Here is a 16,858-nt window from a genome sequence, read left to right as displayed (position 1 = left end):
AAAGTTATCGACTGGAATGGCATATTACTATGGACAACCTCTCGCACGCTCAAAGGCAGCGCCTCGCTTTTATCGATTTTAGTTTGCAGTATTTTGGTCAAGTTTCACGTCAGGATCTGATCAATAAATTCGCGACAGGCCTTGCTGCGGCCACTCGAGACTTTCAGAGCTATAAAGCATTAGCACCGACAAACATGCGCTTGGTACATCAAACCAAGTGCTACCATCGTCTAGCAGAGTTTAAAGCGCTATTTGCCCATGAACCAGAAGCTATATTGCATGGTCTTGCCAAAGGTTTTGGCGATGGCTTATCACATCCGATTAAGCCTAGTGCAGTGTGTATTGATGCGATACAGCTTATTCATCCAGACACAAACATCATTGCGGCATTAATGCGGGCGATTCAAGCCAAGCAAGCACTAGCGATAGAGTACGTGTCGGTGTCATCGGGCAATAAACCCAGAGAGATTGTCCCCCATGCGCTGGTCAATAATGGCCAGCGTTGGCATGTTCGAGCTTTTGATAGGGCTAACCAACTGTTTACAGACTTTGTGGTGACTCGTATTAAAAGTGCCGTGCTTTCAGATGCTAGTGTTAAATACCTAGAGACCTGTGAGCATGATAAATATTGGCAACAAGAAATTGAGCTTGAACTGATTCCTCATCCCTCATTGGCTCACCCTGAAGCGATAGAGCTTGATTATCAAATGGAAAATCAACGCTTAATGCTGACATGCCGAGCATCGTTAGCGGGCTACTTACTGCGCCAATGGAGTGTAGATTGCTCTGCTAAGCATAAGATCACATCTGGGGTGTGCCAACTTGCCTTGGCCAACCATCAGGTATTGAACGAAATTGAGCATTTAGCCATTGTGCCAGGAGCACAATCCTAATAAGAGATAACACTAGTGGCTTTGAATGACTTTTGTTAAGCTCACGCAACAAATTTGAGTTAAGGGTTACCATGAGTATTAAAGATGATTCTGTAGTGCAATTTAACTACACATTACGTGATGAACAGGGCGAAGTTTTAGAGAGCAACGAAGGTCTTGATCCTATTGCGTACCTCCATGGCCACGACAATATGATGCCGGGTGTTGAGAATGCATTGCTTGGTAAAGAGGTTGGTGCTAAGTTTTCTGTCACATTGCCTGCTAGCGAAACTTACGGCGAGCGTAACGAAGACGCTGAGCAGCGTGTATCTGTTAAACACCTGCAAGGTGCTAAAGTATGGAAGGCCGGTATGCGCGCTTTGATCAACACAGATCAAGGCCAACGCCAAGTCACCATTATTAAAATGGGTAAGTTTATGGCAACTGTGGATGTTAACCACCCATTAGCAGGTCGTGAATTAACATTTGATTTAGAAGTTGCAGACGTACGTGTTGCAACCTCTGAAGAGATTGCACATGGGCATGCACATGGTAAGGGCGGCCATCAGCACTAAGCTGAATTGTCGTAGAAAAGCCCAACTGCGTTGGGCTTTTTTAATATAGCGCTAAAAACGGAGACCATAGGTGATCATTGAGTTTAGTAATGGAAAAATTGTGCTCTCGCCATTTGAAGTACAAGTAAGACTAAATAATCACTGCCATCTGTATGCCATGGTAGAAGATATCAAATTTCATCAAGATGCATTAATGATGATTGCTGACGCGGGTGCGGTGCGTTGGAATCTTAAGCTCGACAATGATGAACAGTTGCAGCAGATCAAAGCCGAGCTTGGGGTAAGTTAACTCATTGCGATTTGATTTGCGCTCGACTATGGGGTTGATTGAAATCAATATCTGGGCCATTAGGGACTATCCGAGTTGGGTTTATCATCTCATGGCTAAAATAGTAATGCTGCTTAATGTGTTCAAAGTTTACCGTTTGCGACACTCCATCCATTTGATAAATATCTTTCGCGTAGCCAAAGAGGTGAGGGTAATCGGCTATCCGTTTTTTATTGGTTTTAAAATGGCCAACATAAACGGCATCGAATCGAATTAAAGTGGTAAACAAGCGAATATCAGCTTCTGTAAATTTATCTCCAGTCAGAAAACGTTGGCTCGAGAGTCGTTCTTCTAACGTGTCTAAAGCGGTAAAAAGCTGTTTAAATGCCTCATTATATGCAGCTTGAGTCGTGGCAAACCCCGCCTTATAAACGCCATTATTGACGCTGTCATAGATCCAGCTATTCAGCTCATCGATTTCTGCACGCAGTGCTTGAGGGTAAAAATCTCGGTTGTTATTGACTAGGTGATTAAAAGCGCTATTAAGCATGCGTATAATTTCAGCTGACTCATTACTAACGATTGTATTGGTTTTCGTATCCCAAAGCACGGGTACCGTGACTCTGCCGTTATAATTCGCATCAGCTTTCTGATAGATCTGATAAAGAAAGTCAGCAGCGTTTAATTCATCAACATCGGCGCCTTCAATATGGTGAGCGATTGGGTTTTGTTTGCGACCAGAAAACTCCCAGCCATTCGTTAACATGTGTGGTTCGACAATAGTCACACCTATGATCTCTTGTAGACCTTTGAGTTGCAGATAGATCAGAGTTCGGTGGGCCCAAGGGCAGGCAAGTGATACATATAAATGGTAACGATATTTTTCGGCTTTAAAGCCGCGAAATCCGCTTTTAAACGGCATACCGTCATGGGTTACCCAATCTCTAAAACTTGATTCTGACCGAGTAAATTTACCGCCAGTCTCCTCAGTTGAGTACCACTTATCGACCCATTGTCCGTTTTGAAGTAAACCCATGCTATTCGCCTGTATGCTGTTATATCAATTAGCTCAGCTTAGTTGCAGCACTGGCAGTATAAAAGCTCATTTTGTTGCTTATACCTTCCTATTTAATAACTGTACCCGTTCTACCTGAATATGCGGGATTCAGTGGGAATTTAATCGGCTTTAATCACGGCATTGATTGCCACGAATGGTCATTCCCTTAGTAAAATCAATAACACTGAGTAAAGTCCATTAAAGCCCATCGAAGAAGGCTTTGTGCCAGCCCACTTCGTTGTTGCACTCACTAAAAAGGGAATAACCATTTCTACGTTAATGCGCCTAGAATTGAACTGGCACATAGTCTCTGAAACGAGCATTTTCAAGTAGAGCGGGTATCTATAGGATGTTTGCAGGGAGACTGATATCATGCAGCAATTGAGTTTGGACTAAATGAAACAAAAGGAAAGTCATGCTAGATAAGCCGTTAGAGAGAATTATTGTTGAGCCGTCAGTTCCTGCTACATCTTGTGTTATTTGGCTACATGGATTGGGCGATTCTGGAGCGGGCTTTGCCCCCGTCGTGCCGGCGTTAGGCTTACCTGTTGATCACAGTGTTCGTTTTGTCTTTCCTCACGCACCAGAGCAAGCGGTTACGATCAATAGTGGCTATATCATGCGTTCTTGGTATGACATAAAGAGCATGGATCTGCACGACCGTGCAGATATGAAAGGAGTGCTGGAAAGCGAAAGCTTAATTAATGCGCTGGTAGATGAACAAATAGCTTTAGGCATTGAGGCAAACCGTATTGTCTTGGCTGGGTTTAGCCAAGGTGGAGTAATGAGTCTGTTTTGTGGCTTAAGGCTTAAGCAAAAGCTTGCGGGGATCATGGCATTATCTTGCTACCTGCCGACAGCAGACAAAATGCCTGTTGACCTTGCTAGTGAGAATAGTACTACACCTATTTTGCAACAACACGGTACTCAAGATGAAGTTGTGCCGCTTAATGCCGGAATAATGGCATTCGAACTATTGAAAAGCGAAGGTTATGCGACTCAGTGGCAAACCTATGATATGGGTCATAATGTGCTACCAGAGCAGCTACGCGATATCTCTAAATGGTTGCAAATGGTACTGAATTAAAATTAGTGAAAACTAATAGCTGCTTTTTTGTTCGTTCTGGCGTTACTGAAAAAGGTGACGCCTGTTCTTAATTAGAAACAATCGATTTTATATTCCTTATCACTATAACGTAATGAAACTATTTGTTTTAGTTTCTAGTCTTAGTAACAATCCATTTGTCCGCTATTCATATTAAATCCGCTAGCTACCCCCTTGTTCTGTTAATGATACAACCTTTGAAACAAAACGCTTTAAAAATAGCGGTTTAGATCATCTTATGTAATGAATGTGACACAAATAAAGCATAATCTTTGCTAAGATGATTCGCGGCGAAAATAGGGTTATTTCTGCCATATATAAAAATGTTGCAAAAACATAAAAATAATCAAGGGGTTGATTGTAATGAAAAAGACTTTAATTAAAGGACTAATCGCGACAGCTGTTGTTACAGCGTTAACAGCTTGTGGTAGCGATAATGATGACAATAAAGAAGTAGTATTGCCAGCAACATGTGCTGAAGCCGGCGAAGCTTGTACAAAGTTCACCGTATTACATACCAATGATAACCATGGCCGCTTCTGGGAAAACAAATATGGCGAATATGGTATGGCGGCACGTAAAACGCTAATCGACCAAATTCGTGCTGAAGTTGAAGCTGCTGGTGGTGAAACATTGCTACTTTCTGGCGGTGATATTAATACCGGCGTACCAGAATCAGATTTACAAGATGCTCGACCTGACTTTGTTGGTATGAACCTGATTGGTTACGATGCAATGGCTGTTGGTAACCATGAATTTGATAATCCGCTTTCTGTCGTTGATATGCAACGTGCACTTGCAGACTTTCCTATGCTTGCCGCAAACATCTATGACAAGGCTTCTGGTAAGCGCTACTTTGACGCTTATAAAGTGTTTGATGTAAATGGTGTTCGTGTTGCTGTTATTGGTTTAACAACTGAAGATACTGCGAAAATTGGTAACCCAGAGTTTATTGGCGACTTAGAATTCACCGATCCAAAAGAAGAGATCAAAAAGGTTATTCAGGAAATTAAAGACGCAGATACTGCTGACTTGATATTTGCGACAACTCATATGGGTCATTACGCTGACGGTGCCAATGGCAACAATGCACCAGGTGATGTTGCACTTGCTCGCGCTGTGACTGCAGGCGATCTTCAAGCCGTTATTGGTGGACATTCTCAGAATCCAGTTTGTATGGAAGGTGATGAATACGCAGAATTTAATCCAGGTGACGCGTGTAAGCCAGATGTTCAAAATGGTACTTACATCATGCAAGCTCATGAATGGGGTAAATATGTTGGTCGTGCAGATTTCGAATACTTTAACGACGAATTACACTTAGCAAGTTATGCACTTGTTCCTGTTAACTTAAAAGTTAAAAATGAAGCTGGTGAGCGTGTTTTAGTTGCTGATGCAATTACTCCTGATGCCACGGTACTTGAAGTGTTAAAACAGTACCAAGATAAAGGGCAAGAAGAGCTATTAGAAGTTATCGGTTCAACTGATGGTAAGTTGGAAGGCGACCGTGATGTCGTTCGTACTCAACAGACTAATCTTGGTCGTCTGATAGCAGAAGCCCAACGCTCAAAAGTTGATGCTGATTTTGCTGTTATGAACTCAGGTGGCGTACGTGACTCTATCCAAGAAGGTGAAATCACCTACAAAGATGTACTGACAGTACAACCTTTTGGCAACTCTATTACCTTGAGTACTATGACTGGAGCCGAGATCACTGAATATTTAAATACAGTGGCGACAGTAGATATTGGTGAAACTGGCTCGGGTGCTTACCCTCAGCTTGCTGGTATCAAGATGGATGTTGATTGTGAAGCTAAAACAGTTTCAATCAATGACATCAACGGTAAAGGCTACGCTGCAGATGCAACATACACTTTCACTGTTCCAAGCTTTAATGCTGCAGGTGGTGACGGTTACCCTGTTTTGACTCCGGTAATGACAGGTTATGTTGACGCTGAAGTCATGTATACCTTCATCAAAGATACTGGTGACATTAACGTTGCTGATTTTGCTCCCGTTATTGGCGATGTTCAGTTCTTGAACAGTAACAGCACAATGGCGTGTAAGCTATAAGAGATTAATTTAATAAGACAAAAGCAGCCTTTAGGCTGCTTTTTTTATGCTAGTTGCACAGTGAATGTTAAAAATCGTAGATAGTAGAAATTTTAAAATAATTGTTAAGTGTCCCTTGAAAAGCAAAATATAGGCTACATATATTAATTATGGAACGCTCGATGAGGTTCTTAGCTAGCATGATAACGATGCCTTCGGGGTCGAGAACGTTAGTGAAACTAGCCCGGTGCGACATCCATTCACGCAATGAATGAGTCGGCCAATAAAATTTAATATATTGCTTAATACAAGGATATACCATGAGAAATTACGACCTAACACCACTTTACCGTAGCGCTATTGGATTTGACCGTTTGGCACAACTTGCTGAACATGCCGCGTCAAACAAAGGCAATTCAGGTTACCCACCATACAATATCGAACTGCTCAATGAACACCGCTATCGCATTACCATGGCCGTTGCCGGATTTACCATGGATGAACTCGATATAACCAGTGAAGGCGACAAGTTACTGGTAAAAGGCACCAAAGCAGAGCAGAACGAAGAGCGTAAGTATCTATATCAAGGTATCGCAGAGCGCGGATTTGAGCGTACATTCCAGCTTGCTGATTATGTGACTGTTATTGGCGCAGATCTTGAAAATGGCTTACTTAATATTGATCTTAAGAGAGAGATCCCAGAGGCATTAAAGCCTAGAAAGATTAAGATAGGTAGCTCTAGAATATTGGATGCTAAATGATTAGTCACTTTAGCTAATTATTGAAACGCTGAATATAAAAAGGGAGTCTAATGACTCCCTTTTTAGTGGATGAGTGTTACATGCTAAGCACGCATCGACTTCTCGCCGCGAGCTAGACCTACAACGCCCGAACGTGAGATCTCAACCACCTTGGTAACATCTGTCAGTGCTGCAATACACGCATCAAGCTTCTCACTAGTACCAATCAGTTGCACTGTGTACAGGCTTTGCGTGACATCTACGATTTGGCCTCGGAAAATATCAGTAAGGCGTTTAACTTCTTCTCTGTATTCTCCTTTAGCTTTAACTTTTATCAGCGCTACTTCTCTTTCTATATGCGCTGACTCGGTAATATTTGACACTTTCAACACGTCAATTAGCTTATGTAGCTGTTTCTCAATCTGTTCCAGAACCGCTTCATCTGCATTAACCGCTATGGTCAAACGTGATAGCGTTTTATCTTCCGTTGGTGCTACTGTTAGGGTTTCAATGTTATAGCCACGCTGAGAAAATAGCCCTACCACACGAGAAAGTGCACCCGGTTGGTTTTCAAGTAATACACATATAATCCGACGCATTAGCTTTTCTCCGTTTTACTCAGCCACATTTCATTCATCGCACCACCACGAATTAGCATTGGGTATACGTGTTCAGTTTCATCAACATGAATGTCGACAAATACTAGCTTGTCCTTCATCGCAAATGCTTTCTCTAGGCCTGACTCTAGCTCAGCAGGATCGCTGATGGTCATTCCTACGTGGCCATATGCTTCTGAAATTTTGGCGAAATCCGGTACTGAATCCATATAAGATTGTGAGTGACGACCAGCATAAATCATATCCTGCCACTGTTTTACCATGCCTAAAAAGTGATTATTCAAGTTAATGATTTTGACCGGAATATCATACTGCAGCGCGGTAGATAGCTCTTGAATATTCATTTGTATCGAACCATCGCCAGTTACACAGATAACAGTTTCATCAGGTTTAGCAAGTTTTACACCCATAGCGGCAGGTAAACCAAAGCCCATGGTGCCAAGACCGCCAGAGTTTATCCAACGACGTGGCTTATTAAACGGATAATATAGCGCGGCAAACATCTGGTGCTGACCAACATCTGAAGCGACATATGCATCACCATTTGTCAGTTTATGCATCACTTCAATCACTTGTTGTGGCTTAATTTTCTCTTTAGATGTTTGGTAATCTAAACTCTTACGGCCACACCATTGTGCGATATCGCTCCACCAATGGTCATTGGCTGCAGGATCGCTAATGCCATAATCATTGGCTTCAATCTGCGCTAGCATTTCATCCAATACTTTATCGGCTGAGCCAACAATTGGGATATCGACTTTTATCGTTTTTGAAATAGAAGAGGGGTCAATATCAATATGCAAGATGGTAGCGTTAGGGCAATACTTTTCAACGTTATTGGTCGTTCTATCATCAAAACGAACCCCAATACCAAAAATAAGATCGCTATTATGCATGGTCATGTTGGCTTCATAGCAGCCGTGCATCCCTAACATACCCACACTGTTTTGATGAGTACCGGGAAATGCACCGAGTCCCATCAAGGTACTTACAACCGGGATCCCTAGCTTTTCTGATAATGCTAAAATTTGGCTATCACAGCCTGAGATTACAGCGCCTCCACCAACATAAAGAACCGGTTTTTTAGCCGCTAATAGTGCTTTCAGTCCGCGACGGACCTGACCTTTGTGTCCTGTGGTAGTCGGGTTATATGAGCGCATTGAGATATCTTCTGGATATTGATATTCATGTAAAATCTCTGGGTTCATACAATCTTTCGGTACATCGACAACGACTGGACCTGGACGGCCGCTAGCAGCGATAAAAAATGCTTTCTTGATAATAGCGGGGATGTCACGAGGATCAGTGACTAGAAAACTATGCTTAACAACGGGTCTTGAAATACCGATCATGTCACACTCTTGGAATGCGTCATTGCCAATCAGGTTACTGTGCACTTGTCCTGAAATCACAACTAATGGAATAGAATCCATATAGGCTGTTGCTATACCAGTTATGGTATTGGTAGCGCCAGGGCCTGAAGTGACAAGTACAACGCCGACATCGCCAGTCGCACGTGCGTAGCCGTCTGCCATGTGTACAGCAGCTTGTTCGTGTCTTACAAGGATATGTTCGATGTTGGATTTTTGGTGCAGAGCGTCATAAATATCTAAAACTGATCCACCTGGATAGCCAAAAATATGTTTAACGCCTTCGTCGATAAGAGAACGGACAACCATACTGGCGCCTGATAGCTTCTCCATAATATTTCCTTTCTAAGTTACCGCTACGGTATGCAGTATCTAGCTACAGCGACGGTAATCGCTCTAATAATTAAGCTTGGACGGTGATCCTTGCCTCGTTTTGCTGTGTTTCTCAAAGATAAACATTTACCACAGACTATCTGTGCAGCACTGGCTTTTAAAGCCAAGTTCATCATATAAAATACCCATATGATTTCAAGCATAGAATGCGATTAAATCGTTCTAAATGAAGAATTTTCAATATCGTTTACAGAAAAGCAGGCAGAAAAGTAAAATAACTTGAGCGTGAAACAATAAAAAGTTGTACATGGAAGGATAAAAAGACTCAGTGGCTTAATCCAAGCTGAGTCTCAATGTCATTTACACACTTGCTTCGCGCTTACTCAGAAGTTGGCATAAACCAACCAGAATAACAGCAGCAAGCATTAAGGCTGAAAATGGTACCGCAGTGCCAGTATAAAACAGCGCTAGTAGCGGTCCAGCTAAAGCACCAAAACCGAACCTGAGAGTGCCGATTACTGCTGTAGCTGTGCCGGTTTCTTGTTGGAATTTCATCAATACAATAGCGTCTGCATTGACTGACATTACCCCTAAACATGCCATAAGTGGCAACAACATGATGACGGTAAACAGATAGTTAAGATCTAGCATATTAACCAACTGCAAGCCGCTTGCTGCGAAAATGCCCATAATGGTTGAGGCTCGCAGCATTCTTTTTGAACCGTAACGTCCAACTATCTTGCTGTTGATGACATTGGCAAGCATCAATGCGCCAACATTGGTGCTAAAAAGAATGGCAAACAGTGACTTATCTAAAGCAAAAACTTCCATATAGACGAATGGCGACGCCGTTAAGTAGCAGAAGAAGGCAAATGACGTTAGTACACCACAGGCAATATTAAGCTTAACGCCGGGCTTAGTGAACACCGTGGCATAAGCACCAAAAAAAGATTTGCTACTGCGGCTCGTTGAGTCTGAGTCACTTGGCATTTTTAGTTTGAGAGATACTAATATCAATAATCCACAAGCATAGAAGGCCAGTATGAAGAAGATCAGGTGCCATTCCCCTAGCTCTAGTATTAGGCTACCAATGCTTGGAGCGATTAGCGGTGCTAACATCATAATCAAACTCACATAAGACATGCCTTTGGCTGTATTATTACCGTATACCTCTTTGATATAGCCAGGAACCACAACGGTTGCTGCTGCGCCAATGAAAGCTTGAAAGAACCTGAGTGTGAGAAAAGCTTCTATTGATTGCACAAATGCCAGGGCAAAACTGGTTAGCATAAAGCCAGTAAGCCCTATCACCACCATTCTTCGACGGCCGTATCGATCCGCAAGCGGGCCAAAACATAGCATGCCTAAAGCATAGCCAGCCAGATATAAACTTAGGGATTGCTGAACTAAAGTAATTCCGGTATCGAAACTGTTGGCGAGTGTTGCCATAGCAGGCAGATACATATCGATAGCGAGAGGCGTAATTGCGACAATCGCTGCGAGCATAGGGATAAGCAGTGCTAAGTTTGGTATAACAATGTGGCCAGTATGCTGTTCGGGCGTATTTTTCAAGTCTACCTCTTGATGTCGCAGTTGTTAAAGTAACTAAAACCGGAACATATTTATGCGTAAGTCGATTAGATTGGACTGTATTATTGAAAAGAAATTTTGGGTTTAACTGACTGAGCCTAGTACAGTTAAAACTCAACGTTGTGTACTAAACTGAATATGCGCGTATTTTATCGTTTTAATAGTCGTTAACCAATCAAAATTGTCTGTTAATCATTCTAAAACATCATTGTATTTGTAAGCATCTATTTAGAAAGCGATTGTAGCTGAACGCTATTAATACTCTCTAGGCGCTGTTGAACTTTCGAGTTTAGTTTTTACTCGAATTCAATGCTGGCTGTAGCAATGATGCTTAGCGAGCTAATCGAAAGCGTGTATCCTTGTGATTAAAGCATTGAAATGAATAGGTAGGGCCGCGCCTCTTGATTATTTGTACTGCGGTATAGGTTACTTGTTGATAATGACTAAACCGCATCACCTCTGCCTTGTTAATTAGCCAATAAACTGCGGCAAAAACAACCTTCAAAGATCGGCGGCCCCTCGTCATTAAACTGTTTTGTTTCTGTCATCTCAGCGACTTTTTAAAACCTTAGGTTAAGCACTTTTATTGTCAAGCCTTTAGCGAAAGGCGCACTCAGGATCAAAAGGGAAGTCGATGAATAAAGGGAACAAAGCACTATCTTTGTTAATTTCCGCACTGCTTATGTCAGCGTGTGCAGATGATGGCACTGATGGATTAGCAGGCGAGAATGGTCGAAATACACTGGTGGATATCACATCACTAGATATCGGTAGTGAGCAATGTGCTATGGGAGGTAAGTTATTGCAAACAGGTTTAGACCTAAATGCTAATGGCGAACTTGATAGCAGTGAGATTGATGATGAACAGTCGCAAGTTATTTGTAACGGAAAAACGACTCAATTAAGCGCACAGCTAGTCGGACGTTATCAAAGCGGTATATACGGGCTAAGTGCGGCTGAAATTGTAGACTTTCACACTGGTTCAAAACAGATTTTTGTGATTAACGCTAAAAGTGGCAGAGTGGACGTGTTAAATGCATCCGACATTTCGCTTGATGATGCTGTCACTGGTAGTGGTGCAATAGCGTTAGATAACATAGTAAAAACTACTGATATCGATATAGTTACTGACGTTAATCTTACAGGTTTAGGTGGTGTTAATAGTCTAAGTATTTATCAAGACTTGTTAGCTGTAGCGATAGAGCGGGCAGATACTCTGGGTAATAGCAAACAAGGCAATGGCGTGGTTGCTTTTTATCGAATCAATAATGCTGGCGAAGCGCTGTATCTTCATGCTGTAGAAGTTGGTGCGCTGCCAGATAATCTAACTTTCAATAACGATGGTTCGCTCTTGGTTGTTGCAAATGAGGGGGAACCTAACGGGGATTATACAGTCGATCCAGAAGGTAGCTTGTCGTTGATAACAATCACAGACAGTGTACCTGCAACCTCCTCAACTAATATAGGCTTTGCTGACTTTAATCTTGATGGAATTCGGGCTAATGAACTTGATCCTAAGATTAAAATTAATGGGCCCAATGCATCAGTTGCTCAAGATCTGGAACCTGAGTACATCGCAATAAGCGAAGATAATTTAAAAGCGTACGTATCATTACAAGAGAACAATGCCATTGCTGTGTTAGATCTTAATAGCAAGGAGATTACAGCAATTTTACCTCTTGGCCTTAAGGACTACGGTTTATATGAAAATCGAATTGATGCGAGTGATAAAGACGGCAAAATTCACTTTAGTGCCTATGCTGAGGTTTACGGTATGTATCAACCTGACACCATTAGTAGTTATCAGTGGCAGAGTAATAATTTTATCGTTACTGCAAATGAAGGTGATGCAAGAGACTATGATGGCTTTTCTGAAGAAGCGAGAGCACAAGACTTACTCTTGGATGCCGCACACCCACAGCTACTTGCAGCAAAGGATAAATCTCAACTCGGTCGATTAAAGGTAACAACGAGTTTGGGTGATATTGATAATGATGGCGATGTTGATCAAATAGTGAGTTACGGGGCCCGTTCTTTCTCTATTTGGGACGAAAACGGTAACCAAGTGTTTGATAGTGGCTCTGACTTTTCACGGATAACCGCTGCGGTGCTGGGTTCAAACTTCAACAACAATAACGACGAGAATAAAGGTGATAGCCGCAGTGATGATAAAGCGGGCGAGCCGGAAGCGCTAGCTATTGGCAAGATAGCTGAACAATATTATGCTTTTATAGGATTAGAGCGCACTGGTGGGGTAATGATTTACAATATTACGAATCCCTTTGCCGTAAGCTTTGTCGACTATATTATTAATCGTGATTTTGATACCGATTTTGAAATTAATACCGATAGTGGCGACGTCGAAGGGGATGCCAGCCTGGCTGGAGATCTAGGTCCTGAAGGGATGAAGTTCATCAGTGCTGAAAATAGCCCAACGTCCGAACCGTTGTTGGTTATCGGAAATGAAGTTAGCGGCACGACAAGTGTATACGCACTAGGTTTTAACTAGGGCTATCGCTATCGTTTGCCTTAATTCGATAATAAAAAACTCCGTTACTTCATCAGTAACGGAGTTTTAGTTTCGATATGTGTGCTTGTATGAGAGCTTTGGTTAGCACTTCTACAAACTAAGCAAAAACGAGAAGCGTTGATTGCTTAAACGAATATCTTAGAAGCCGCGAGGTAGTTGACCTTTACCGGCTAATTTTTCACGCCAAAGTTCTTTTGGTGTTTTGCCACCATTGTTTGACGCAGGCTTAGCAGCCTTTTTAGCTGGAGCTTTTTTAGCGGCAGGTTTCGCTGCTACTTTTTTCTCGGCTTTAGCTGTAACAGGGGCGCTATCGCCACCGATTTCAGCTAGCATCGCTTCTAAATCGCTGAAGCGTAATGATTTACCGCCATCGATTTTGTACCAGCTACCTTTCTGTTCAATTTTAACAGCTTGGCCTTCTTGCTTTGCAAGTGCAGCCTCAAGTGTGCTGATAACCTCTTCTTTGGTCAGTTTTGACATAGTAATAACCTGTTTGTTTTTGTGTGTTACATGAAGGTTTGGCATGATTTTATCGTTTAATGCACCAAAAAGTCCAATTTTCACCACAAATGGCTTCATTTATATGATGATTTAGACATTTCATAGCGATTAAGTGAGTCAAAGTAGGTGCTATTTGGGCGAGGTTGGTTGTGTTATTAAAGTCATTTTCGATTTTTGCAGTTGAATAAGGGTTGATTTGAACTTGTGTTGGCTTGTTTGAATAGAAAAAGCGACAATATAGACATAGAAATGATTTATTTTTGGGTAAGCAGATGACACGAACAGAATTAAGCCAGTATTTGGCACAGTATCTTCAAGTAGCAAATTTTAAGGATTACGCTCCGAATGGGTTACAAATTGAAGGTAAACAAGAGATAAAAACCATCGTAACGGGTGTTACTGCTTGCCAAGCGTTAATTGATGAAGCGATTAGACTCGATGCGGATGCTATTTTGGTTCACCATGGCTTTTTTTGGAAAAATGAACCTGAAATTATAGTTGGCATGAAGCAGAAGCGGATTAAAGCTTTACTGACTAATGATATCAATCTATTTGGTTATCACTTGCCGTTAGATGCACATCCTGAAGTGGGCAATAATGCGCAACTGGGCAAAGTGCTCGGAATTGATAATGCGAGAGTGATTGAAGGGCATGCGCAGGGATTGGTGTGGCGTGGTGAACTAAGTGTTCCTGTTCAAGCAAAAGAGTTAGCTCACGCAATATCACACACTTTATCACGTGAATGTTTACACCTTGGGGATGAATCTAGCCTAGTTGAAACGATTGCTTGGTGTACAGGAGGCGCACAAGATTATATCGATTTGGCCGCGTCGCTTGGCATTGATGCATTCATCAGTGGTGAAGCTTCTGAACGTACCTACCACTGCGCTGTAGAGCAAGGTATTCAGTATTATGGGGCAGGGCACCATGCGACTGAACTCTATGGTATCCAAGCTTTAGGTAAGCATTTAGCCACTAAGTTTGGATTAATCCATCAGTTTGTTGATATCACTAATCCTGTTTAGTGGTTGTTAATAAACACATTCCAGCACGAGACAACAGATAGAAAAAAGCCGCTCATTTTAGAGCGGCTTTTTAATGAGATAGTGACAGCTACATCACTCGCATGCCAGGTTTGGCACCTGCATGTGGCTCTAGGATCCAGATATCTTTACCGCCAGGACCTGCGGCTAATACCATACCTTCTGATTCACCGAACTTCATCTTACGTGGTGCTAAGTTTGCCACCATCACGGTATGCTTACCAATCAAATCCTCTGGTGCATAAGCAGATTTTATGCCTGCGAAAACTTGTTTAGTTTCGCCGCCTAAATCTAGCTCTAAACGCAGTAGCTTGTTGGCCTTCTCGATATGTTCAGCTTTGGCAATAAGCGCAATTCGTAGATCAACTTTGGCAAAATCATCAAAGCTTATCTCGGCGGCTAACGGCTCTTTTTCGAGTTCCGTTTGCTGAACCTCAACTTTTGGTGTTTCTGCTGCGGCAACTTGAAGGTTTTCAGTTGAAGCTTCAATAATTGCCTCTATGCTCTTCATCTCAATACGTTGCATAAGTGCTTTAAATTTAGCAATTTCATGACCAGCTAAATCGGCATTGATGTTGTCCCAAGTCAGTTCCATTTTTAGGAATGTTTCAACATCTGCAGCAAGCTTAGGCAATACCGGCTTTAGGTAAGTGACTAAGATACGGAACAAGTTAAGCGCATTACTACACACTTGATGGGCTTCTTCTTGTTTAGCCTCGTCTTTAATTAGCTGCCAAGGTGCTGCATCAGCAACATAAGCGTTAGCTACATCGGCAAGTGCCATGATTTCACGCATCGCTTTACCGTATTCACGTGTCTCGTATAGGTTAGCAATCGTCTCCTGCTTGGCGACAAAGCTGTCAGTCAAGCTGCTATCGGCGATTTTAGCCAACTTGCCATCAAAACGCTTGCTGATGAAGCCGGCAGTACGTGAAGCAAGGTTAACTAATTTACCGACAAGATCTGAGTTAACTCGTTGAGCAAAATCTTCTAAGTTAAGATCTAGGTCATCAATTCTACTGCTTAGCTTAGCCGCGTAGTAATAACGTAAGTATTCTGGATCTAAGTTATCAAGGTAAGTCCGCGCTTTAATAAACGTTCCTTTAGACTTTGACATCTTTGCGCCGTTTACAGTGACGTAACCATGGGCATAGACACTGGTAGGCTTACGAAGACCAGCACCTTCGAGCATCGCAGGCCAGAATAAGCTGTGGAAGTAAACAATGTCCTTACCGATGAAGTGATATACTTCAGCAGTTGAGTCCTTACTCCAAAAATCATCGAAGTTTAAGTCATCGCGCTTATCACATAGGTTCTTAAATGAGCCCATGTAACCAATGGGTGCATCTAACCACACATAGAAGAATTTACCTGGAGCATCCGGGATCTCGAAACCGAAGTAAGGAGCATCGCGAGATATATCCCACTGTTGCAAGCCTTGCTCAAACCATTCGCTAAGCTTGTTGGCCATCTCTTGCTGTAAAGAACCGGAGTTGATCCACTCTTTTAACATACCTTCAAAAGCGGGTAGGTCGAAAAAGAAGTGCTCGGTATCTTTCATCACTGGAGTTGCGCCAGAAACTGCAGAATATGGGTTTAACAGGTCTGTAGTACTGTAAGTTGCACCACAGTTGTCGCAGTTATCGCCGTATTGATCTTCACTCTTACATTTCGGGCAAGTGCCTTTGACGAAACGGTCAGGTAGGAACATCGATTTTTCAGGATCGAACAACTGTGAAATAGTTTTGGTTTTTATATAACCTGAATCACGCAACTTGACGTAGATTTCACTGGCGAGCTCACGGTTTTCTTCGCTGTGAGTACTATGGAAATTGTCAAATTGAATGTTGAAATCAGCAAAATCTTTTTCATGCTCTTTTTGTACTTGAGCAATCATCTCTTCTGGCGCAATGCCCATCTGCTGGGCTTTAAGCATGATCGGGGTGCCATGAGCATCATCGGCGCAGATATAGTGACATTCATGCCCACGTAATTTTTGAAAACGTGACCATATATCGGTTTGAATGTACTCCAGCATGTGGCCTAAATGAATTGGACCATTGGCATATGGGAGTGCGCTAGTGACTAAGATTTTACGTTGTGAATTTGCCATCTTTTCTCGAAATCGCTGGGAACCTAAATAGAATGGAATAGATACTAACCGATCCAATGCATAGTTTCATTAAATCCTAGCGTAACTGTGGT

At 42.2% G+C, this 16,858-nt stretch carries 14 protein-coding genes; 8 read left to right on the top strand and 6 right to left on the bottom strand.

Annotated features, from left to right (window positions below):
• The first annotated feature begins 29 nt into the window (after window positions 1–29).
• From AB4135_RS21205 to AB4135_RS21195, 3 genes are all read left to right on the top strand, one after another.
• Complete coding sequence (locus tag AB4135_RS21205; RefSeq protein WP_371995414.1) at window positions 30–893, top strand: WYL domain-containing protein; 864 nt, start codon at window positions 30–32, stop codon at window positions 891–893.
• A 71-nt stretch (window positions 894–964) separates the two neighbouring features.
• A complete protein-coding gene (locus tag AB4135_RS21200) occupies window positions 965–1,447 on the top strand; it encodes a peptidylprolyl isomerase (RefSeq protein ID WP_371995413.1) in 483 nt (160 codons plus the stop codon).
• 70 nt (window positions 1,448–1,517) lie between these two features.
• Window positions 1,518–1,736: a DUF3389 family protein gene (locus AB4135_RS21195; RefSeq protein WP_371995412.1), complete on the top strand. Its 219-nt coding sequence runs from the start codon at window positions 1,518–1,520 to the stop codon at window positions 1,734–1,736.
• 1 nt (window position 1,737) lies between these two features.
• Here the strand turns inward: AB4135_RS21195 and AB4135_RS21190 are convergent, their stop codons facing one another.
• Entirely contained in the window at window positions 1,738–2,751 is a 1,014-nt protein-coding gene (locus tag AB4135_RS21190; RefSeq protein ID WP_371995411.1) for a glutathione S-transferase family protein, read from the bottom strand.
• A gap of 436 nt (window positions 2,752–3,187) precedes the next feature.
• Here AB4135_RS21190 and AB4135_RS21185 point away from each other — a divergent pair, with 436 nt between their 5' ends.
• The 3 genes from AB4135_RS21185 (at window position 3,188) to AB4135_RS21175 (ending at window position 6,690) form a co-directional block, all read left to right on the top strand.
• Window positions 3,188–3,859, top strand: coding sequence for an alpha/beta hydrolase (locus tag AB4135_RS21185; protein WP_371995410.1), 672 nt, complete (start codon window positions 3,188–3,190; stop codon window positions 3,857–3,859).
• A 381-nt stretch (window positions 3,860–4,240) separates the two neighbouring features.
• Window positions 4,241–5,950 (top strand): bifunctional UDP-sugar hydrolase/5'-nucleotidase UshA, encoded by a 1,710-nt coding sequence (gene ushA, locus AB4135_RS21180; RefSeq protein ID WP_371995409.1) that lies wholly within the window; start codon window positions 4,241–4,243, stop codon window positions 5,948–5,950.
• A 299-nt stretch (window positions 5,951–6,249) separates the two neighbouring features.
• Entirely contained in the window at window positions 6,250–6,690 is a 441-nt protein-coding gene (locus tag AB4135_RS21175) for an Hsp20 family protein (protein WP_371995408.1), read from the top strand.
• 83 nt (window positions 6,691–6,773) lie between these two features.
• Here AB4135_RS21175 and ilvN read toward each other — a convergent pair whose 3' ends face one another.
• From ilvN to AB4135_RS21160, 3 genes are all read right to left on the bottom strand, one after another.
• Entirely contained in the window at window positions 6,774–7,268 is a 495-nt protein-coding gene (gene ilvN, locus AB4135_RS21170) for an acetolactate synthase small subunit (RefSeq protein ID WP_371995407.1), read from the bottom strand.
• The gene (locus AB4135_RS21165; protein ID WP_371995406.1) at window positions 7,268–8,989 is read right to left on the bottom strand and encodes an acetolactate synthase 3 large subunit; all 1,722 of its coding nucleotides are present in this window, start codon (window positions 8,987–8,989) and stop codon (window positions 7,268–7,270) included. Before AB4135_RS21165 ends, ilvN begins: the two co-directional genes overlap by 1 nt.
• A gap of 360 nt (window positions 8,990–9,349) precedes the next feature.
• Window positions 9,350–10,561, bottom strand: a complete 1,212-nt coding sequence (locus tag AB4135_RS21160; protein WP_371995405.1) for a multidrug effflux MFS transporter — start codon at window positions 10,559–10,561, stop codon at window positions 9,350–9,352.
• A 652-nt stretch (window positions 10,562–11,213) separates the two neighbouring features.
• Between AB4135_RS21160 and AB4135_RS21155 the strand changes: the two genes are divergently transcribed.
• Window positions 11,214–13,088, top strand: a complete 1,875-nt coding sequence (locus tag AB4135_RS21155) for a choice-of-anchor I family protein (protein ID WP_371995404.1) — start codon at window positions 11,214–11,216, stop codon at window positions 13,086–13,088.
• Window positions 13,089–13,247: 159 nt separating this feature from the next.
• On the opposite strand, the gene AB4135_RS21150 is transcribed toward AB4135_RS21155, so the two are convergent.
• Window positions 13,248–13,589, bottom strand: a complete 342-nt coding sequence (locus tag AB4135_RS21150) for a hypothetical protein (protein ID WP_371995403.1) — start codon at window positions 13,587–13,589, stop codon at window positions 13,248–13,250.
• A gap of 293 nt (window positions 13,590–13,882) precedes the next feature.
• Between AB4135_RS21150 and AB4135_RS21145 the strand changes: the two genes are divergently transcribed.
• Entirely contained in the window at window positions 13,883–14,635 is a 753-nt protein-coding gene (locus AB4135_RS21145; RefSeq protein ID WP_371995402.1) for a Nif3-like dinuclear metal center hexameric protein, read from the top strand.
• Between the two features lie 88 nt (window positions 14,636–14,723).
• Here the strand turns inward: AB4135_RS21145 and metG are convergent, their stop codons facing one another.
• The gene (gene metG / locus AB4135_RS21140) at window positions 14,724–16,766 is read right to left on the bottom strand and encodes a methionine--tRNA ligase (protein ID WP_371995401.1); all 2,043 of its coding nucleotides are present in this window, start codon (window positions 16,764–16,766) and stop codon (window positions 14,724–14,726) included.
• Window positions 16,767–16,858: the final 92 nt, after the last annotated feature.

Source organism: Shewanella sp. 10N.286.54.B9 (genome assembly GCF_041468565.1).
Taxonomy (GTDB): Bacteria; Pseudomonadota; Gammaproteobacteria; order Enterobacterales; family Shewanellaceae; genus Shewanella.
The sequence above is the reverse complement of the archived record's forward strand: the minus strand, read 5'-3'. Positions and strand labels throughout refer to the sequence as shown.

Coding starts and splice junctions, on each gene's coding strand:
- ushA (WP_371995409.1), top strand. CDS start 4,241: ATGAAAAAGACTTTAATTAAAGGACTAATCGCGACAGCTGTTGTTACA.
- AB4135_RS21155 (WP_371995404.1), top strand. CDS start 11,214: ATGAATAAAGGGAACAAAGCACTATCTTTGTTAATTTCCGCACTGCTT.
- AB4135_RS21165 (WP_371995406.1), bottom strand. CDS start 8,989: ATGGAGAAGCTATCAGGCGCCAGTATGGTTGTCCGTTCTCTTATCGAC.
- AB4135_RS21145 (WP_371995402.1), top strand. CDS start 13,883: ATGACACGAACAGAATTAAGCCAGTATTTGGCACAGTATCTTCAAGTA.
- AB4135_RS21190 (WP_371995411.1), bottom strand. CDS start 2,751: ATGGGTTTACTTCAAAACGGACAATGGGTCGATAAGTGGTACTCAACT.
- metG (WP_371995401.1), bottom strand. CDS start 16,766: ATGGCAAATTCACAACGTAAAATCTTAGTCACTAGCGCACTCCCATAT.
- ilvN (WP_371995407.1), bottom strand. CDS start 7,268: ATGCGTCGGATTATATGTGTATTACTTGAAAACCAACCGGGTGCACTT.
- AB4135_RS21175 (WP_371995408.1), top strand. CDS start 6,250: ATGAGAAATTACGACCTAACACCACTTTACCGTAGCGCTATTGGATTT.
- AB4135_RS21200 (WP_371995413.1), top strand. CDS start 965: ATGAGTATTAAAGATGATTCTGTAGTGCAATTTAACTACACATTACGT.
- AB4135_RS21185 (WP_371995410.1), top strand. CDS start 3,188: ATGCTAGATAAGCCGTTAGAGAGAATTATTGTTGAGCCGTCAGTTCCT.
- AB4135_RS21205 (WP_371995414.1), top strand. CDS start 30: ATGGACAACCTCTCGCACGCTCAAAGGCAGCGCCTCGCTTTTATCGAT.
- AB4135_RS21150 (WP_371995403.1), bottom strand. CDS start 13,589: ATGTCAAAACTGACCAAAGAAGAGGTTATCAGCACACTTGAGGCTGCA.